Raw genomic sequence first — 16,885 nt, forward strand, 5'->3', positions numbered from 1 at the left:
GTGGGTAACGTGAGATCAGTGCGGGCGGTTCGGGGCCGCTTGCGACTTCTCCGCCAGCCGCCACAGCTCCTCGCGCAGACGCGCGACCTCCGGTGCAGCGAGCCCCGTCGCCGCGAGCAGGGCGCCCGGTACGCACGCCGCGCGCTCCCGCAGCTCCTCCCCGCGCTCGGTGCAGGCGACCAGCACCGAGCGCTCGTCGTGCGCCGCGCGCTCCCGGCGGACGAGCCCCAGGCTCTCCAACCGCTTGAGCAACGGCGACACCGTGCCGTAGTCGAGCCTCAACGCGGCGGCCAGCTCCTTGACCGTGGTCTCACCGCGCTCCCACAGGACCAGCAGGACCAGGTACTGCGGATAGGTGAGGCCGAGCTCGTCGAGGAGGGGGCGGTAGACGGACGTCACCGCCCGCTGGGCCGCGTACAGCGCGAAGCAGAGCTGGTCGTCCAGCAGCAGCGAGCCCTCGGTCTCCTCGTTCGTCACGCGCCCATTGTCACCGAACGCGGATCGAAACCGAACGGCAGCTCCAGCCGGCGGGCGCGCATCAGTTCCTCGTCGGAGAGCAGTTCGCCGGTCGGGCCGTCCGCCGCGATCACCCCCTCGCTGAGGATCAGGGAGCGCGGGCACAGCTCCAGGGCGTACGGCAGGTCGTGCGTGACCATCAGCACGGTCACGTCGAGGGAGCGGAGGATGTCGGCCAGTTCGCGGCGGGAGGCGGGGTCGAGGTTGGAGGAGGGTTCGTCGAGGACGAGGATCTCCGGTTCCATGGCGAGCACGGTCGCCACGGCCACCCGGCGGCGCTGGCCGAAGGAGAGGTGGTGCGGCGGGCGGTCCTTGAACTCCTCCATGCCGACCCGCTCCAGCGCCCGGTCCACGCGCTTTTCCAGCTCCGGCCCCTTCAGCCCGGCCGCCGCCGGCCCGAACGCCACGTCCTCGCGGACGGTCGGCATGAAGAGCTGGTCGTCCGGGTCCTGGAAGACGATGCCGACCCGGCGCCGGATCTGCGCCATGTGCTGCCTGCCGACGGGCAGCCCGGCCACCTTCACCGTGCCGGTGCCGCCGGTCAGGATGCCGTTGAGGTGGAGCACGAGGGTCGTCTTGCCGGCGCCGTTCGGGCCGAGCAGCGCGACCCGCTCGCCGCGCGCGACGCAGAAGTCGACGCCGAAGAGGGCCTGGTGCCCGTCGGGGTAGGCGAAGGCCAGACCGGCCACGTCCAGTGAGGGGGTCACATCAGTCACAGGGCCCATCCCAGCAGACAGACGACGAGGGCGGCACACGGCAGGGTGAGGGCGTACGTCCACTGCGCCCGGGACGCGGTCACCTCGTCGATGACCGGCATGGAGCCGGCGTACCCGCGGCTGACCATGGCCAGGTGCACGCGCTCGCCGCGTTCGTAGGAGCGGATGAACAGGGCGCCCGCGGACTTGGCCAGGACGCCCCAGTGCCGGACGCCCTTCGCCTCGAAGCCGCGTGACTCGCGGGCGATCCGCATGCGCCGCATCTCGTCCGTGATGACGTCGCCGTAGCGGATCATGAAGGAGGCGATCTGCACGAGGAGCGGCGGGAGCTTCAGGCGCTGGAGGCCGAGGAGGAGTTCGCGCAGTTCGGTGGTGGCGGCCAGCAACACCGAGGCCGCGACACCGAGGGTGCCTTTCGCCAGCACGTTCCAGGCGCCCCACAGGCCGTTGACGCTCAGGGACAGGCCGAGGACGTCGACCCGTTCGCCCTCCGCCACGAACGGCATCAGTACCGCGAACGCGACGAACGGCACCTCGATCAGCAGCCGCCTCAGCAAGAACCCGGCGGGCACCCGCGCGACGTACGCCACGGCCCCGAGCAGCACGGCGTACAGCCCGAACGCCCACATCGCCTCCCGCGGCGTCGACACCACGACCACCACGAAGGCGAACACGGCGGCGAGCTTGGTGTGCGGCGGCAGGCCGTGCACGGGCGAGTGCCCGTGCCGGTAGAGCTTGTGCGCGTGCCCTGCTCCCATGTCAGACGCTCGTGGTACTGGACGTGCTCGTCGCGTCCGTCGCGTCCGTCGCGTCCGTCGCGTCCGTCGTGTCCGTCGTGTCCGTCGCGTCCGTCGTGTCCGACGGGGACGTGTCGTCCGAGCGGCGACGGCGTACCGCCCAGAAGACCGCGCTGCCCGCCACGACCGTGACACCCACGCCGATGACGCCTGCCAGCCCTCCGGACAGGCGGGTGTCGTCGACGTCCTTGACGCCGTAGTCGGCGAGCGGGGAGTCGGCGACCGCGTGCTCCTCGGTCTTCTTGTCGATGCCGTGGTCGGCGGCGACCTTCTCCAGGCCGTCGGGGTTTGCGGAGGCGTAGAAGCTGACGAATCCGGCCAGGACCAGGGAGGCGACCAGGCCGGCGGCCCACAACTTGCGGTGCGAGGTCCGGGCGCCCACGGGGGCGGGCTCCGGCTCGGCGCCGGGGGCGTCGACCAGTTCGCCGTTCACCCGCAGCTTGAGCTTCTGCGTGAGGCCGCGCGCCCCGTACACCAGGTCCGGGCGTACGGCGATCACCGAGCCGACGGTCAGCGCGGTGATCACGGCCTCGCCGATGCCGATGAGGACGTGCACGCCGACCATGGCGGTGGCGACCTTGCCGATCGACACGTCGGTGGTACCGCCGACCGCGTACATCAGCGTGAAGGCCAGGGCGGCGGCCGGGACGGAGACCAGGGCGGCGACGAAGGAGGCCACGGTGACCGAGCGGCGGGTGCGGGGCAGCACCTTCACCAGGCCGCGGAAGAGGGCGTAGGCGACGACGGTGGTGACGATCGCCATGTTGGTGATGTTCACGCCGAGCGCGGTCAGTCCGCCGTCCGCGAAGAGGATGCCCTGCATGAGCAGGACCACGGATACGCACAGGATCCCGGTGTAGGGGCCGACGAGTATCGCGGCGAGCGCACCGCCGAGCAGATGGCCGCTGGTCCCCGCCGCGACGGGGAAGTTCAGCATCTGCACCGCGAAGATGAACGCCGCGACGAGTCCGGCCAGCGGTGCCGTCCGCTCGTCGAGTTCCCGGCGCGCGCCGCGCAGGCTCACGGCGACGGCGCCCGCGGCGATCACACCGGTGGCGGCGGAGGTGGGCGCGTTGATGAATCCGTCAGGTACATGCACCGTTCGATGATGTGGCTAGATGCGAACGATTTGCAAGAGCGTGATGCTCGTTTTATCTCATCCGTGATATGTCCGGCCTCCGGGAGCGCAATCCGGAAAATATGCGACATTGGAGGGAGAGTGGACGCACAGTCTCCACACAGGTGGCGCACGGTTAAGGGGCCGTCGGATGTCCGTAGTCGAGCAGTACGCGCGAGCCCACATCGTCACGGACGCGGCCGTCCCGCTGGACGCGGAGCAGGACGCGGTTCCGGTCACGCTGCGCTACGACCCCGAGCGGGACCCGCGCGCCGTGCGGATCGGGGTGCCCGGGGCCGGGGCACGCGAGTGGACCTTCGACCGCCGGCTGCTGGAGGAGGGGCTGCGGGCCCCCACGGGCAGCGGTGAGGTGCGGGTGTGGCCGTGCGGCCGGGTGCAGGCCATTGTGGAGTTCCACTCCGCGCAGGGGGTGTCGGTGGTGCAGTTCGAGCGGCAGGCGCTGCTGCGGTTCCTGCGGCGGACGTACACGGCCGCCGCGGAACCGGTCACTCACTGAGCTTCGAACCCGGGGGTCAGCCGCCCGCCTTCAGCAGCGCCGCCACGATCGGCCCGGCCGTCTCACCGCCGTGCCCGCCCTGCTGGACCACGCCCGCGGCCGCCAGATCGCCCCGGTATGCGGTGAACCAGCCGTTCGGCTTCTTCTGCCCGTCGACCTCGGCGGACCCGGTCTTCGCGCCGGCGTCGCCGCTGACCCCGGCCATCGCCTCCGCGGCCGTGCCGTAGTCGGCCGTGTACGACATCAGCTCACGCAGCTGGGACAGAGTGCCGGCCGACATCGTGCGCGAGGCCGTCGCGAGCTTGCGGCCGTCCACGTCCGGGGAGACCAGGTAGGGCTGGTGGAAGGTGCCGGACTTGACCGTCGCCGACACCGACGCCATGTTCAGCGGGTTCATCCGGACCCCGCCCTGCCCGATCAGCGAGGCGCCCATCTGGGCCGCCGACTGCACCGGCACCGCGCCGTCGAAGGACGGCACGCCGATCGCCCAGTTGTTCAGCCCCAGGCCGAAGACCTGCTGGGCCTGCTTGGTCAGGTCGTCGTCCTTGAGCTTGGGAGCCTGGCTGATGAAGGCCGTGTTGCAGGAGCGGGCGAAGCTCGCCTTGAACGTGCCGTCCTTGATCTCGAACTTCTTGTCGTTCTGGAACTTCCAGTGCCCGTACGTGAAGTACTTCGGGCACGGGTGCTTCTTGTCCGCCGAGGCCAGGCCCTTGTCGAGCAGCAGCGACGCGGTGATGACCTTCATCGTGGAGCCGGGCGCGAGGGAGCCCTGGAAGGCGGTGTTGAAGCCCGGCGAGGCGTTGGCGGCGGCCAGGATCTCGCCGGTCGAGGGCCGCACCACGGCCACCGACGACCGGGCCTTCTTCGCGACCTGCTTCTCGGCCGCCGCCTGGAGGGCCGGGTCCAGCGTGGTCTTCACCGTGCCGGGCGTGCCCTTGCTCAGCTCCAGCAGGGTCCTGTCGGACAGGTCGTCCGACTTGGCGGACTTCCCGCGCACGACCCGGAGCTCGATACCGGCCTTGCCGCCGGCCTTCTTACCGTACTTCTCGCGCAGCCCGTCCAGGACCGGCCCGAGCGAGGCGTACTTCTTCTTGGTCAGTTCGCCGCCGTCCCGGTCGAGCGCCTTGACCGGGGGCGTGCCCGCCTCGCCGGTGACCAGCTTGTCGCCGTCCTTCAGGTCGGGGTGGACGACCGCCGAGTGCCAGTCGACCAGCGGTTTCCCGTCGCTCGTGCGGCGGACGACGGTCAGCGCGCTGTCGTACGCCAGCGGCTTCTCGGTGTCCTTGTACGCCACCGTGCCCTTGACGGAGAACGGCACCTTGTCACCGGTGGGCGTGCCCGGGGTGAGGGTGACGTCCTTGATGCGGGCGTCCTTGGTGTAGCCGCTGAGCAGGGACCCGGCCGCGGCCGCGTCGTCGGTGGCCGCGGCGGCCTCGGTGACCTTCCCCGACTGCCAGGCGGTGAGGAAGGCCTTGGCGGTGGTGGTGACCTCGCGCGCCGACAGGGGCCCGGTCTTCACCTCGGGCCTCTGGTCGGCGGACGCAGCCCGGGTGCCGTTGTCGGCCCACGCGCCGCCGTACAGCGCGTAGGCGCCGACCCCGGCACCGCCGACGACCACGGCGATCATCCCGCCGATCACGGCGGGCCTCGTCTTCCCTCGCTCGGCGACGCGTCTTCTGTTGCCCACAGCTGTTCGTTCCTCCACGAATTCCCAGGGTCCCCGTTGCCCTCGGCTGTCCCAACGACGGCCACCACCCTAGGGTCCCGTCCCGCGTAGGCGAGATCAGCCACCTGTTCGTAGCACGGCTGCGACAATCGGCCCGGCCGCGTCGCCGCCGTGACCGCCCTCCTCGGTCATGGCCGCCGCCGCGATGTCGTCACGGAATCCGGTGAACCAGCTGTTGGACTTGGCGTTCCCGTCGACCTCGGCGGAACCGGTCTTGGCGCCGATGTCGCCGCCGAGCCCGGCCATGGCCTCCTGGGCGGTGCCCTGCGTGGCGGTGAGCCGCATCATCTGCTTCAGCTGCGCGGCGGTGCTCGCCTTCAGGCCCTGGGCCTGGGCCAGCTGCCGGTCGTCCAGCCTCGGCGAGACGAGGTAGGGCTGGCGGAAGGCACCGGTGATCGCGGTCGCGGTCACCGAGGCCATGTTCAGCGGGCTCATCTGCACCTGGCCCTGCCCGATGGCACCGGCCGCCCGGTCCGGACCGCTGACCGCGGGCACGCTGCCGTCGAAGGAGCTGATGCCGGTCTTCCAGTTGTCCTGCCCCAGCCCGAAGCGCTGCTCGGCCTCCTGGGTCAGCGAGGCGTCCGTGAGCGGCTTCTCGTCGATGAGCTTGATGAAGGCGGTGTTGCAGGACCGCATGAAGCTGTTGGCGAGGCTGGCGCTCTCATTGGGCCGCATGCTGGTGAGGTTCTCGAACTTCTGGCCCTGCCACACGGCGCTGGACGGGCAGGGTGCCGGGCCGTTCATCGAGGTCACGCCGTTGTCGATGAGCATCGCGGCGGTGATGATCTTCATCGTGGAGCCGGGCGCCGCCGCACCCTCGAAGGCCGCGTTGAAGCCGTCCGTACGGTTGTTCGCCACGGCCAGCACCTCACCGGTGCTCGGCTTCACGGCCACCACCGACGACTGGGCGAACCGCTTGACCGCCTTCTCGGCCGCCGCCTGCGCGCTCGGGCTGATCGTGGTGGTGAGCTTGCCGGCCTTGCCCTCGGCGAGGGTGAGCAGCGGGGTGTCGGGAGCGCTCCCACCGGTGTGCCGGACGACCAGCTCGATGCCGGGGGAGCCGCCTGCCTCCTTGCCGTACTTGTCGCGCAGGGCGTCCAGGACCGGGCCGAGGGAGGGGTACTTCTCCTTGGTCAGCTCGGAGCCGTCGCGGCCGACCGCCTCGATGGGCGGGCTGGCCGACAGCTCCGTGACGAGCGTGTCGTCCTTCTTCAGCTCGGGGTGCACGACCGACGGCTGCCAGTCGACCAGCGGCCGTCCGGTGGTGAGACCGCGCACGACCTTCAGCTTGCTGCTGTAACTCAGCGGCTTGGACTTCCCGTCGTAGGCCACCTTCGCCTTCACCGTGTACGGCACGGTGGTGCCGCTCGCCGCGCCGGGCGTGATCTTCACATCGGTGATGTGCGCGTCGTCCCCGAAGGCGGTGAGCAGTTGCTCGGCGGCCGCGTCGTTGTTCGTGTACGACGCCGCCGTCGCGGCCTCGCCCTTCTCCCAGGCCGCGAAGAACTTGGCCGTGGTCTCCCCGACCTCGTCCTTGCCGGGCGGACCCGACTCCTTCTCCGTGGCCACCCCGCTGGTGCCGCCCCCGTCACCGTTCAGCGCGCTCGCGATGTTGAAGACGCCGTACCCGGCTCCGCCCACCATCACCGCGAACACGCCGCCTATGACGGCGGCCTTGACCCCCTTGCCCATTGGGCGGTCCCCTCCCCGTTGAGCTTCACACGCTCCTTTGAACGCGTTCAGAAAGCTCGATCCCTGGAGCACTCTAAGCGCAGAGGGTGACGACAGGCACGGTTGTTTCGATTTTTGACCGAACGTGGATCAGGCCCGGCCGGCGTGCAGGGATTCTCGGGCTAGTCGTCCCCGCCGCCCCGATGTGAGCGGGAATTCCGGTCCGCGCTGCGGGCCAGTTCGCTGCCGAGCAGCGTCACCTTGGCCACACCACGTGCCCAGCGCGGGGCGTCGCCCCGGGCCGCCCAGAAGACGCAGACGCAGCCGCCGATGAGGAGCAGGACGACGACCGACAGTATGAGCACGAGCATGCTCGACCCCCATTTGGTGTGATGATCCGCGCCATCCTTGCAGCCGGCCGGCTAGACCCAGGTGTCCAGCCACATCCGCGCCCGCCAGTCGTCGATCGGGACGGCGGTGCCCGTGTACAGCGGCCAGAAGTAGATGAAGTTCCACGCGATCAGCAGGACGAGTACGCCCGCGCCCGTGGCGCCGACGACACGGCGGGTGTCGGTGGAGCGGGGTGGGCCGATGATCGCGCCGAGGAGCATGGCCACCGCCAGGCACAGGAACGGCAGGAAGACGATGGCGTAGAAGAAGAAGATCGTGCGCTCCTGGTACATGAACCAGGGCAGGTAGCCGGCCGCGATGCCGCAGGCGATGGCGCCCGCGCGCCAGTCGCGGCGCAGCAGCCAGCGCCACAGGACGTAGAGGACCGCGAAGCAGGCGACCCACCACAGCAGCGGCGTGCCGAGGGCCAGGACCTCGCGGGCGCACTTCTCGCCGGCGTCCGCGGGGCAGCCGTCCCGGCCGGGGGCGGGCGACTCGTAGAAGTACGACACCGGGCGGCCCAGGACCAGCCAGCTCCACGGGTTGGACTGGTAGGTGTGCGGCGAGGACAGGCCGACGTGGAACTCGTACACCTGGTGCTCGTAGTGCCACAGGCTGCGCAGCCAGTCGGGCAGGAAGGTCCAGTTGCCGCCCTTGCCGTCGGTCGCGGCCCAGTTGCGGAAGTAGCCGCCCGAGCCGTCGGTGGGGGAGAGGATCCAGCCGGTCCAGGACAACACGTAGGTGACGATCGCGACCGGGACCGTGGCGAGGAACGCCAGGCCCGTGTCGCGCCTGAACACCGCCGAGTACGGGTGCCGGGCGCCGGCGACCCTGCGCGAGCCGACGTCCCACAGGACCGCCATCAGGCAGAACGCGGCCAGGATGTAGAGGCCGTTCCACTTCGTGGCGAAGGCCAGGCCCAGCATCAGGCCCGCCGCCCAGCGCCAGGGGCGCCATCCCAGGCGGGCCGTCTCGGCGACGTGCCGGTCGGGGCGGACCCGGCCGTCGGCGTCCACCGGGAGCGCAGCGGCGAGTTTCCCGCGGGCTTTGTCCCGGTCGACGAGCAGACAGCCGAACGCGGCCAGCACGAAGAACATCAGCACGCCGTCGAGCAGCGCCGTGCGGCTCATCACGAAGTGCAGGCCGTCCACCGCCATCAGCGTGCCCGCCAGGCACCCCAGGAAGGTCGAGCGGAACAGCCGGCGGCCGATCCGGCACAGCAGCAGCACGGACAGCGTGCCGAGCAGCGCCGTCATGAACCGCCAGCCGAACGGGTCGAAACCGAACAGCAGCTCGCCGAGCCCGATGACGTACTTGCCGACCGGCGGGTGCACGACGTACGCCGCGTCCGTCGGGATGGTGACGTGCCCGCCGGACGAGAGGACCAGGTCGTTGGCGTTCTTGTCCCAGTTGACTTCGAAACCGCGGTGGACGAGCGCCCACGCGTCCTTGGCGTAGTACGTCTCGTCGAATATCACCGCCTTGGGGCTGCCCAGGTTCCAGAAGCGCAGCACGCCCGCCAGCAGTGTGACGAGCAGCGGGCCGATCCAGCCCGACCAGCGCACCAGCCGCCCCGCGAGCGTGTGCGGGATGCCGAGCGCGGCCCACAGGCGCGGGCCGGGCTCGGTGTACGGCGGCACCAGCCGGTCACGGACGTCACGGGCTTCGCTTCTTGGCTGCTGGTAGCCGAAGCGGCGCAGGCGCTGCTGCCAGGACGGCCGCTGCTCGTGCGGCGCCTGGTCCTGCCGGGTGTCCGTGGAGGACGCGGTACTGGTCACCGCGCCATCGTAGGGAACCGTGCTGTGTGAGTCCCGTGCATGGCTGGTATGCGTCCCCATCCGCCGCCCCTGGGAGGAGTCCGGGTCCCGAGCCCCTGGGAGGATGGACGGCGTGACCGGAACACTCGTACTCGCAGGCACCCCCATCGGCGACATCGCGGACGCCCCGCCCCGGCTCGCCGAGGAACTGGCCGGAGCCGATGTCGTCGCCGCCGAGGACACGCGGCGGCTGCGGCGGCTGACCCAGGCGCTCGGCGTCACGCCCAAGGGGCGGGTGGTGTCGTACTTCGAGGGCAACGAGTCCGCGCGGACGCCGGAACTGGTCGAGGAACTGGTGGGCGGGGCACGTGTGCTGCTCGTCACGGACGCCGGGATGCCGTCGGTGTCGGACCCCGGGTACCGGCTGGTCGCCGCCGCCGTGGAGCGGGACGTCCGGGTCACCGTCGTGCCCGGGCCGTCCGCCGTGCTCACCGCGCTCGCGCTGTCCGGGCTGCCCGTCGACCGGTTCTGCTTCGAGGGGTTCCTGCCGCGCAAGGCGGGCGAGCGGCTGGGGCGGCTGCGGGAGGTGGCCGGGGAGCGGCGCACGCTCGTCTACTTCGAGGCTCCGCACCGGCTCGACGACACGCTGGCGGCGATGGCCGAGGTGTTCGGGGCACAGCGGCGGGCCGCGGTGTGCCGGGAGCTGACCAAGACGTACGAGGAGGTACGGCGCGGGGGGCTGGGCGAGCTGGCGGCCTGGGCCGCTAAGGGCGTGCGCGGCGAGATCACCGTGGTGGTGGAGGGAGCGCCGGAGCGGGGGCCCGAGGAAGTCGGGGCGGAGGAGCTGGTGCGGCGGGTCCGGGTGCGGGAGGAGGCCGGGGAGCGGCGCAAGGAGGCGATCGCCGCGGTGGCGCAGGAGGCCGGGGTGCCGAAGAGGGTTGTTTTTGATGCGGTGGTTGCTGCGAAGCATGCCGGTTGACGGTTGTCTGTGGCTGGTCGCGCCCACGCGGCGGAGCCGCACATGGATACAGCCCCGCGCCCCTTTGGGGCGCGGTATCCCATGGGTGTGCAAAAGGCCACGGGAGCTGAGGCAAGGAACCCCCAAAACGGCGCCAATAGTCGACAGGTCTGCTGCCTGCGGTCCGGCTGGGGAGTCCACTGGGTTGCGGGGACGCAATCGTCCTCACGCCTAGCGGACCAACAGGAGCTGGCATGAGTGAGAACGCAGGGCAGGCCGGGCTCCGCGCCGGCGCCAACGCCGTCGTCAACGAGTCGTACTCCTTCGCCTGCATGCGCTGCGGGTACGGCTGGGAGCAGTCGTACGAGATCGAGCACCACACGGACGCCGCGGGACACGAGTTCGTCCTCTACGTCGCGGACGGCAAGATCGTGCCCTCCCCGTTGAGCAAGCCCACGTGCCAGAACTGCGACGGACACATCGTGCGGATCATGCGGCCCGGGAGGGTCGAGTCGGCGCGCAACGCGGCGCACCGGCCCGGACGCGTGCCGCCGCCCGCCGGGCCCGTGGAGGCGCCCGTGGCGCAGGACGCGGACGACAAGCGCGACGACCACCACTGGCACCTGTCCGACCTGCTGCACCCCTTCCAGCGCAAGGCGAGCTGACCCGTCCGGCTCCCCTTGTCGACGCCCTCCCCGGTCCTCCCCCATCGGGGAGGGCGTACCCCTTTCGTAGGATCGGGGCATGTCTTCGAACGACTCCGGCAAGCACGCCGCGCCCCCGCTCCCCGAACCCCTCCGGGTGCCGGTCGCCGACTCCCACACCCACCTGGACATGCAGTCCGGCACGGTCGAGGAGGCGCTGGCGAAGGCGGCGTCGGTCGGAGTGACGACCGTCGTGCAGGTCGGCTGCGACCTCAAGGGCTCCCGCTGGGCGGCCGAGACGGCGGCCGCGTACGACGCCGTCCACGCGACGGTCGCCCTGCACCCGAACGAGGCGCCCCGGATCGTCCACGGCGACCCTGGGGGCACCTCCCAGCCCCCTGGGGCTGGGGGAGGCTGGTCGAGGCAGGGCGCGCGCGAACCCGGCGGCCGGGCCGCCCTGGACGACGCGCTCGCCGAGATCGACCGGCTGGCCGCGTTGCCCCAGGTCAAGGGCGTCGGTGAGACGGGCCTCGACTACTTCCGCACCGGGCCCGAGGGCAAGGAGGCCCAGGAGCTGTCCTTCCGTGCCCACATCGAGATCGCCAAGCGGCACGGCAAGGCCCTGGTCATCCACGACCGCGACGCCCACGCCGACGTCCTGCGCGTGCTGAAGGAGGAGGGCGCCCCCGAGCGGACCGTCTTCCACTGCTACTCCGGCGACGCCGAGATGGCGGAGATCTGCGCGAGCGCGGGCTACTTCATGTCCTTCGCCGGCAACGTCACCTTCAAGAACGCCCAGAACCTGCGGGACGCGGTGGCGGTGGCCCCGCAGGAGCTGCTGCTGGTGGAGACGGACGCGCCCTTCCTCACGCCGGTGCCGTACCGCGGCCGGCCCAACGCCCCCTACCTCGTGCCGATCACGGTGCGTGCCATGGCCGAGGTGCGCGGCACCGACGAGGACACGCTGGCGACGGCTCTCGCGGCGAACACGGCGCGCGCCTTCGGTTACTGACCCACCGCGCCGCACGACTGTGCGTAGTCGCGTCGCTTTGGAGAGTGACGGCCGCTCCGCTAGGTTCTGGGGGCCCGATCCGGACCCCTCTGGACCCCCTCCGGCCCCTGGAGCGTGTCGGCGTGAGCAACTCGCAGTACGAGACGTACGAGACGTATGGCCCGGCCTACGCGGATGGCCCGGCCTCCGCGGACCCGGTGTACGGCGGTTTCGACGCGCCGCCCGCCGACCTGCACGGCGCCGAGATGCTCGGGTACGGGACGCCCGGAGCGCCCGTCGCCTACGAGGACACCTACCGGCCCGCCTACGAGGTGCCGCCCCTGCCCGGGCTGCCCCGGCAGGGGGGCCCGGACGACGATGAGGGACCACCCGCGACCGGTGCGCGCATCACGCGCGCGGAAGCGCGCGCCGAGGCCCGCGCCGGCTCGCACCGGCGGTCCGCGCGTCGGCGCAAGGCGCGCTACGTCGAGCGACCGGGCGACGGCTCCATGCGGCGGCTGCTCCCGCAGGCCCTGGTCGTCGCCTTCCTGGCGGGCGGCACCACGGCGTTCGTCGCCAAGGACAAGGCGATCGAGCTGAGCGTCGACGGCAAGGCGCGCACGCTGCACACCTTCGCCGACGACGTCACCGAGCTGCTGGCGCAGGAGGGCGTCGAGGTCGGCGCCCACGACGTGGTGGCGCCCGGCCCGGACACGGAGATCACCAGCGGCGACGAGGTCGCCGTGCACTACGGCCGCCCCGTGCGGCTCACCCTCGACGGAGAGCGGAGCCAGGTGTGGACGACGGCGCACACCGTGGAGGGAGCGCTCCGGCAGTTGGGGGTGCGACAGGAGGGCGCGTACGTGTCCACGTCGCGCTCCCGGCGCATCGGGCGGGAAGGGCTCGCGCTGGACGTGCGGACCGAGCGCACGGTCACGATCATGGCGGACGGCCGCGCCCGCACCGTCCGCACCAACGCGGCGACCGTGCGGGAGGCCGTCGAGGAGGCCGGGATCACCCTGCGCGGCCAGGACACCACGTCGGTCCCGCAGGGAAGCTTCCCGCGCGACGGGCAGACCGTCACGGTGCTGCGGATCACCGGCGGCAAGGAGGTCCGCGAGGAGCCGATCCCCTTCCAGGTGCGGCGGACCGACGACCCGACCCTGTTCCGCGGCACGGAGGTCGTCGAAGAGGCGGGCCGGCCCGGCCTGCGCCGGGTCACCTACTCCCTGCGCACCGTCAACGGCGTCAAGCAGAAGCCGCGCCGGATCCGCTCCGAGGTGGTGCGCGAACCGCGCCCGCAGCTGGTGAAGGTCGGCACGACGCCCCGGCCGATGTCCGTGCAGGGCGCCGACCACCTCGACTGGCAGGGCCTCGCGGCCTGTGAGTCCGGCGGCCGCCCCGACGCGGTCGACCCGTCGGGCACCTACGGCGGCCTGTACCAGTTCGACACCCAGACCTGGCAGGCCCTCGGCGGCAAGGGCCGCCCCCAGGACGCCCCGGCGGCGGAACAGACGTACCGCGCGAAGAAGCTGTATGTGCGGCGGGGGGCCAGCCCTTGGCCGCACTGCGGGGGCCGCTTGCGCGGGTGACGCCCTGGCTGCGGGCAATCGTGCCGCCAAGGGCTGCACCCGTCCCAAAGAAGCGGCACCCCGCTCCGCCGGGTAGAAACCGGCCCCCCAAACCCCCCGTACCCTTGTCCCCGTGACCAGCCCCACCCCCGACGCCCTCCTCGGCCCCGCCGACGTCCGCGAACTCGCGACAGCCCTCGGCGTACGCCCCACCAAACAACGCGGCCAGAACTTCGTGATCGACGCGAACACCGTCCGCCGCATCGTCCGCACCGCACAGGTCCACCCCGACGACGTGGTCGTCGAGGTGGGCCCGGGCCTCGGGTCACTGACGCTCGCCCTCCTGGAGGTCGCCGACCGCGTCACGGCCGTCGAGATCGACGACGTGCTCGCCGCCGCGCTGCCCGCGACCATCACGGCCCGCATGCCCGACCGCGCCGACCGGTTCGCCCTCGTCCACTCCGACGCGATGCACGTCACGGAGTTGCCCGGCCCCGCCCCGACCGCGCTGGTCGCCAACCTCCCCTACAACGTGGCCGTCCCGGTCCTGCTGCACATGCTCGACACCTTCCCGAGCATCGAACGCACCCTCGTCATGGTCCAGTCGGAGGTCGCTGACCGCCTCGCCGCCCCGCCCGGCTCGAAGGTGTACGGCGTCCCGTCGGTCAAGGCCAACTGGTACGCCGAGGTCAAGCGGGCCGGCGCCATCGGACGGAACGTCTTCTGGCCGGCGCCCAACGTCGACAGCGGCCTGGTCCGGCTCGTCCGCCGGGCCGAGCCGCTGAAGACGACGGCCTCCAGGCGCGAGGTGTTCGCCGTCGTCGACGCCGCCTTCGCCCAGCGCCGCAAGACGCTGCGGGCCGCGCTCGCCGGCTGGGCCGGATCCGCCGCCGCCGCGGAGGCGGCCCTCGTCGCCGCCGGGGTCTCACCGCAGGCGCGGGGCGAGTCGCTGACGGTGGAGGAGTTCGCGCGGATCGCCGAGCACAAGCAGAACCAGCACCAGGAGAAGGAGTCCGCGTGAGCGTGACGGTCCGGGTCCCCGCCAAGGTCAACGTCCAGCTGGCGGTCGGACCCGCCCGCCCCGACGGCTTCCACCCCCTGGCCAACGTCTTCCTCGCGGTCGGCCTCTACGACGAGGTCACCGTCACCCCGGCCGACGAGCTCCGTGTCACCTGCGAGGGCCCGGACGCCGACCAGGTCCCCCTGGACCGTACGAACCTGGCCGCGCGGGCGGCCGAAGCGCTCGCCGAGCGGTACGGCCGGACGCCCGGCGTCCACATCCACATCGCCAAGGACATCCCCGTCGCCGGCGGCATGGCGGGCGGCAGCGCGGACGGCGCCGGCGCGCTGGTCGCCTGCGACGCGCTGTGGGAGACCGGCGCCTCCCGGGAGGAACTGCTCGACATCTGCGCCGAGTTGGGCAGCGACGTGCCGTTCAGCCTGGTCGGCGGGGCGGCGCTGGGCATCGGGCGGGGCGAGCAGCTGACGCCCCTGGAGGTCGGCGGCACCTTCCACTGGGTGTTCGCGATGGCCGGCCGCGGCCTGTCCACCCCGGCCGTGTTCCGGGAGTTCGACCGGCTCGGCGAGGGCACGGACATCCCCGAGCCCGTCGCCTCCCAGGAACTCCTCGCCGCCCTGGCCAAGGGCGACCCGGACGCGCTCGCCGCCGCCGTCTCCAACGACCTCCAGCCGGCCGCCCTCTCCCTCTACCCGGAACTCGCCGGCACCCTGGCCACGGGCCGCGCCGCGGGCGCGCTCGCGGCACTCGTCTCCGGCTCGGGCCCGACGACGGCGTTCCTCGCCCGTGACCCCGCGTCGGCGGTGAAGGTGGCCGAAACTCTACGGTCGTCGGGCACGTGCCGGGCGGTGCGTACGGCGTCCGGATCGGTGCCTGGGGCCACGGTGGTCGGCCGGTGAGTCCCACCTGGCCTGCCATGAGGCACATGGACCACGCGCTGTAGGCGCCGGACGCAGGGACGGTGCCCCGTCAGGGCACTTGAAGCGGACGGCGCCTCCCAGCGGAACTGGCTGCTGCCCGCCTCCTTCGCCGAAGGGGGTGTCACGGCGGCGGCCCTCGTCCCCGAGAACCTGCTGCGCGACGACATGCCGGTGGGCGAACAGGCGGTCCACGGGCGGGGCTTGCTCCGGCTGCGGCGCTGATCCCGCAGCGGCGGGCGGATGACGCCGGAGCGTGACGCAGTACTCACAAGTAGGGCTTCTTTGCCCGACCTTCACACGAAAGTGCTGCGATCGGAGTACGCCTGGGGCCGGTGGGGTGGTTAATGTTGCTTGACCTTTCAAGCGTCGACGCCAGGCCAGGCCGCCCCAGGCTGCCCTCGGCATGCCCGGCGCCTCCCCCCTCAAGTGCACTTCTGGAAGGGGACACTTCCGTGTCCGAATCCCCCACTCCCGCCCAGCCGTCCCACCGTAGAAAGCGCTCCCTGTCCCGCCGCGGCATGATTGCCGCCGGCGGCGCGGTGGCCGCCGGAGCCGCGATCACGCCGATGGTGTTCGCGTCCACCGACTCCGGTGAGACGGACAACTCCACGTCCGGCTCCGGTGATTCCGGTACGACGCCGGAGAAGTTCCCCGCCACCCGGACCAAGGCTGCCGCCGGCACCGGCGAGGCCACCACCGCCTTCGCCGCCTCCTACGTCGGGGTGCGCTGGTCCGGCGCGAACGAGGGCGCCGCCATCCGGCTCGCGGACGGCGACTGGCAGACCCTCGCGAGCGGCTGCGCGACCGTCGAGGGCGGCGGCACGGCCCTGGTCGCCGCCGCCAACGCCACCGCGTACGCCGTGAAGGCCCCGAGCGACATCGACGGCCTCCACTCGCTGGCGATCGACACCACCGACGGCCCCCACCGCACCTTCAAGGTGCCGAGCGAGCCCACACGCGTGCGTGGCGTCGGCTACCTGTCGCGCCCGGCCTGGGGTGCCGACGAGTCCAAGCGGTACAAGGACGGCAAGGTCAACTCGCCCGAGACGTACTACCCGCTCCAGATCATCACGGTCCACCACACCGAGACGCCGAACAACGATCCCGACCCGGCCGCGACGGTGCGCGCGATCTACGAGTACCACGCGATCACCAACGACTGGGGCGACATCGGCTACCACTTCCTCATCGACGAGGCGGGCACGGTCTACGAGGGCCGTTACTCCGGCGACGACGGCATCCCCGCCTTCAACCCGGACGGCGACCTCGTCACCGGCTTCCACTCCGTGGGCTACAACTCCGGTGCCCTCGGCATCGCCCTGATCGGCAGCCTCGACCAGCAGGCTCCCACGGACGCGGCCAAGGCGTCCCTGATCAGGCTGATCAAGGTGATCTCCCGGTTCAAGGGCCTGGACCCGCAGGCGAGGGTGACCTACACCAACCCCGTCACCGGCACGAAGAAGGACACGCACACGGTCGGCGGTCACCGCGACTACTTCGACACCAAGTGCCCCGGCCAGGTCATGTACGACCTCCTTGCCGAGGTCCGCGCGGCGGCCGCCCGCCGCTGACGCCG

16 protein-coding genes are annotated in these 16,885 nt (G+C 71.8%); 8 read left to right on the forward strand and 8 right to left on the reverse strand.

The window, feature by feature from the left end; translation table 11 throughout:
- Positions 1 to 15: 15 nt before the first annotated feature.
- From ACIBNA_RS38080 to ACIBNA_RS38095, 4 genes are read right to left on the reverse strand one after another with little or no spacing between them, the layout of a single operon-like run.
- Positions 16 to 477 (reverse strand): MarR family winged helix-turn-helix transcriptional regulator, encoded by a 462-nt coding sequence (locus ACIBNA_RS38080; protein ID WP_399169814.1) that lies wholly within the window; start codon positions 475 to 477, stop codon positions 16 to 18.
- Positions 474 to 1,241 (reverse strand): energy-coupling factor ABC transporter ATP-binding protein, encoded by a 768-nt coding sequence (locus ACIBNA_RS38085; RefSeq protein ID WP_399169815.1) that lies wholly within the window; start codon positions 1,239 to 1,241, stop codon positions 474 to 476. Before ACIBNA_RS38085 ends, ACIBNA_RS38080 begins: the two co-directional genes overlap by 4 nt.
- On the reverse strand, positions 1,229 to 1,990 hold the full coding sequence (gene cbiQ / locus ACIBNA_RS38090) for a cobalt ECF transporter T component CbiQ (RefSeq protein ID WP_399169816.1): 762 nt from the start codon (positions 1,988 to 1,990) through the stop codon (positions 1,229 to 1,231). The genes ACIBNA_RS38085 and cbiQ overlap by 13 nt, the downstream gene beginning before the upstream one ends.
- 1 nt (position 1,991) lies before the next feature.
- Entirely contained in the window at positions 1,992 to 3,128 is a 1,137-nt protein-coding gene (locus ACIBNA_RS38095) for an energy-coupling factor ABC transporter permease (RefSeq protein WP_399169817.1), read from the reverse strand.
- A gap of 169 nt (positions 3,129 to 3,297) precedes the next feature.
- Here ACIBNA_RS38095 and ACIBNA_RS38100 point away from each other — a divergent pair, with 169 nt between their 5' ends.
- Complete coding sequence (locus tag ACIBNA_RS38100; protein WP_399169818.1) at positions 3,298 to 3,663, forward strand: SsgA family sporulation/cell division regulator; 366 nt, start codon at positions 3,298 to 3,300, stop codon at positions 3,661 to 3,663.
- 16 nt (positions 3,664 to 3,679) lie between these two features.
- Here the strand turns inward: ACIBNA_RS38100 and ACIBNA_RS38105 are convergent, their stop codons facing one another.
- The 4 genes from ACIBNA_RS38105 to ACIBNA_RS38120 all read right to left on the reverse strand — a co-directional run bounded on the left by ACIBNA_RS38105 (position 3,680) and on the right by ACIBNA_RS38120 (position 9,228).
- Positions 3,680 to 5,350: a penicillin-binding transpeptidase domain-containing protein gene (locus ACIBNA_RS38105; protein ID WP_399169819.1), complete on the reverse strand. Its 1,671-nt coding sequence runs from the start codon at positions 5,348 to 5,350 to the stop codon at positions 3,680 to 3,682.
- A 96-nt stretch (positions 5,351 to 5,446) separates the two neighbouring features.
- A complete protein-coding gene (locus ACIBNA_RS38110) occupies positions 5,447 to 7,081 on the reverse strand; it encodes a penicillin-binding transpeptidase domain-containing protein (RefSeq protein ID WP_399169820.1) in 1,635 nt (544 codons plus the stop codon).
- 161 nt (positions 7,082 to 7,242) lie between these two features.
- Entirely contained in the window at positions 7,243 to 7,431 is a 189-nt protein-coding gene (locus tag ACIBNA_RS38115; RefSeq protein ID WP_399169821.1) for a hypothetical protein, read from the reverse strand.
- A 51-nt stretch (positions 7,432 to 7,482) separates the two neighbouring features.
- Entirely contained in the window at positions 7,483 to 9,228 is a 1,746-nt protein-coding gene (locus ACIBNA_RS38120) for a dolichyl-phosphate-mannose--protein mannosyltransferase (protein ID WP_399169822.1), read from the reverse strand.
- A 112-nt stretch (positions 9,229 to 9,340) separates the two neighbouring features.
- On the opposite strand from ACIBNA_RS38120, the gene rsmI reads away from it, so the two are divergent.
- The 7 genes from rsmI (at position 9,341) to ACIBNA_RS38155 (ending at position 16,880) form a co-directional block, all read left to right on the forward strand.
- On the forward strand, positions 9,341 to 10,186 hold the full coding sequence (rsmI, locus tag ACIBNA_RS38125; protein WP_399169823.1) for a 16S rRNA (cytidine(1402)-2'-O)-methyltransferase: 846 nt from the start codon (positions 9,341 to 9,343) through the stop codon (positions 10,184 to 10,186).
- A 233-nt stretch (positions 10,187 to 10,419) separates the two neighbouring features.
- Complete coding sequence (locus ACIBNA_RS38130) at positions 10,420 to 10,830, forward strand: hypothetical protein (RefSeq protein WP_399169824.1); 411 nt, start codon at positions 10,420 to 10,422, stop codon at positions 10,828 to 10,830.
- 79 nt (positions 10,831 to 10,909) lie between these two features.
- Entirely contained in the window at positions 10,910 to 11,821 is a 912-nt protein-coding gene (locus ACIBNA_RS38135) for a TatD family hydrolase (RefSeq protein ID WP_399169825.1), read from the forward strand.
- Between the two features lie 122 nt (positions 11,822 to 11,943).
- Positions 11,944 to 13,392 (forward strand): ubiquitin-like domain-containing protein, encoded by a 1,449-nt coding sequence (locus ACIBNA_RS38140; protein ID WP_399169826.1) that lies wholly within the window; start codon positions 11,944 to 11,946, stop codon positions 13,390 to 13,392.
- A gap of 112 nt (positions 13,393 to 13,504) precedes the next feature.
- Positions 13,505 to 14,392, forward strand: a complete 888-nt coding sequence (gene rsmA / locus ACIBNA_RS38145; protein ID WP_399169827.1) for a 16S rRNA (adenine(1518)-N(6)/adenine(1519)-N(6))-dimethyltransferase RsmA — start codon at positions 13,505 to 13,507, stop codon at positions 14,390 to 14,392.
- Positions 14,389 to 15,288, forward strand: a complete 900-nt coding sequence (locus ACIBNA_RS38150; RefSeq protein WP_399169828.1) for a 4-(cytidine 5'-diphospho)-2-C-methyl-D-erythritol kinase — start codon at positions 14,389 to 14,391, stop codon at positions 15,286 to 15,288. Before rsmA ends, ACIBNA_RS38150 begins: the two co-directional genes overlap by 4 nt.
- A gap of 473 nt (positions 15,289 to 15,761) precedes the next feature.
- On the forward strand, positions 15,762 to 16,880 hold the full coding sequence (locus ACIBNA_RS38155) for a peptidoglycan recognition family protein (RefSeq protein ID WP_399169829.1): 1,119 nt from the start codon (positions 15,762 to 15,764) through the stop codon (positions 16,878 to 16,880).
- The last annotated feature ends 5 nt before the right edge of the window (positions 16,881 to 16,885 follow it).

It is taken from the genome of Streptomyces sp. NPDC050164, from assembly GCF_044459945.1.
Lineage (GTDB): Bacteria > Actinomycetota > Actinomycetes > Streptomycetales > Streptomycetaceae > Streptomyces > Streptomyces coeruleorubidus_A.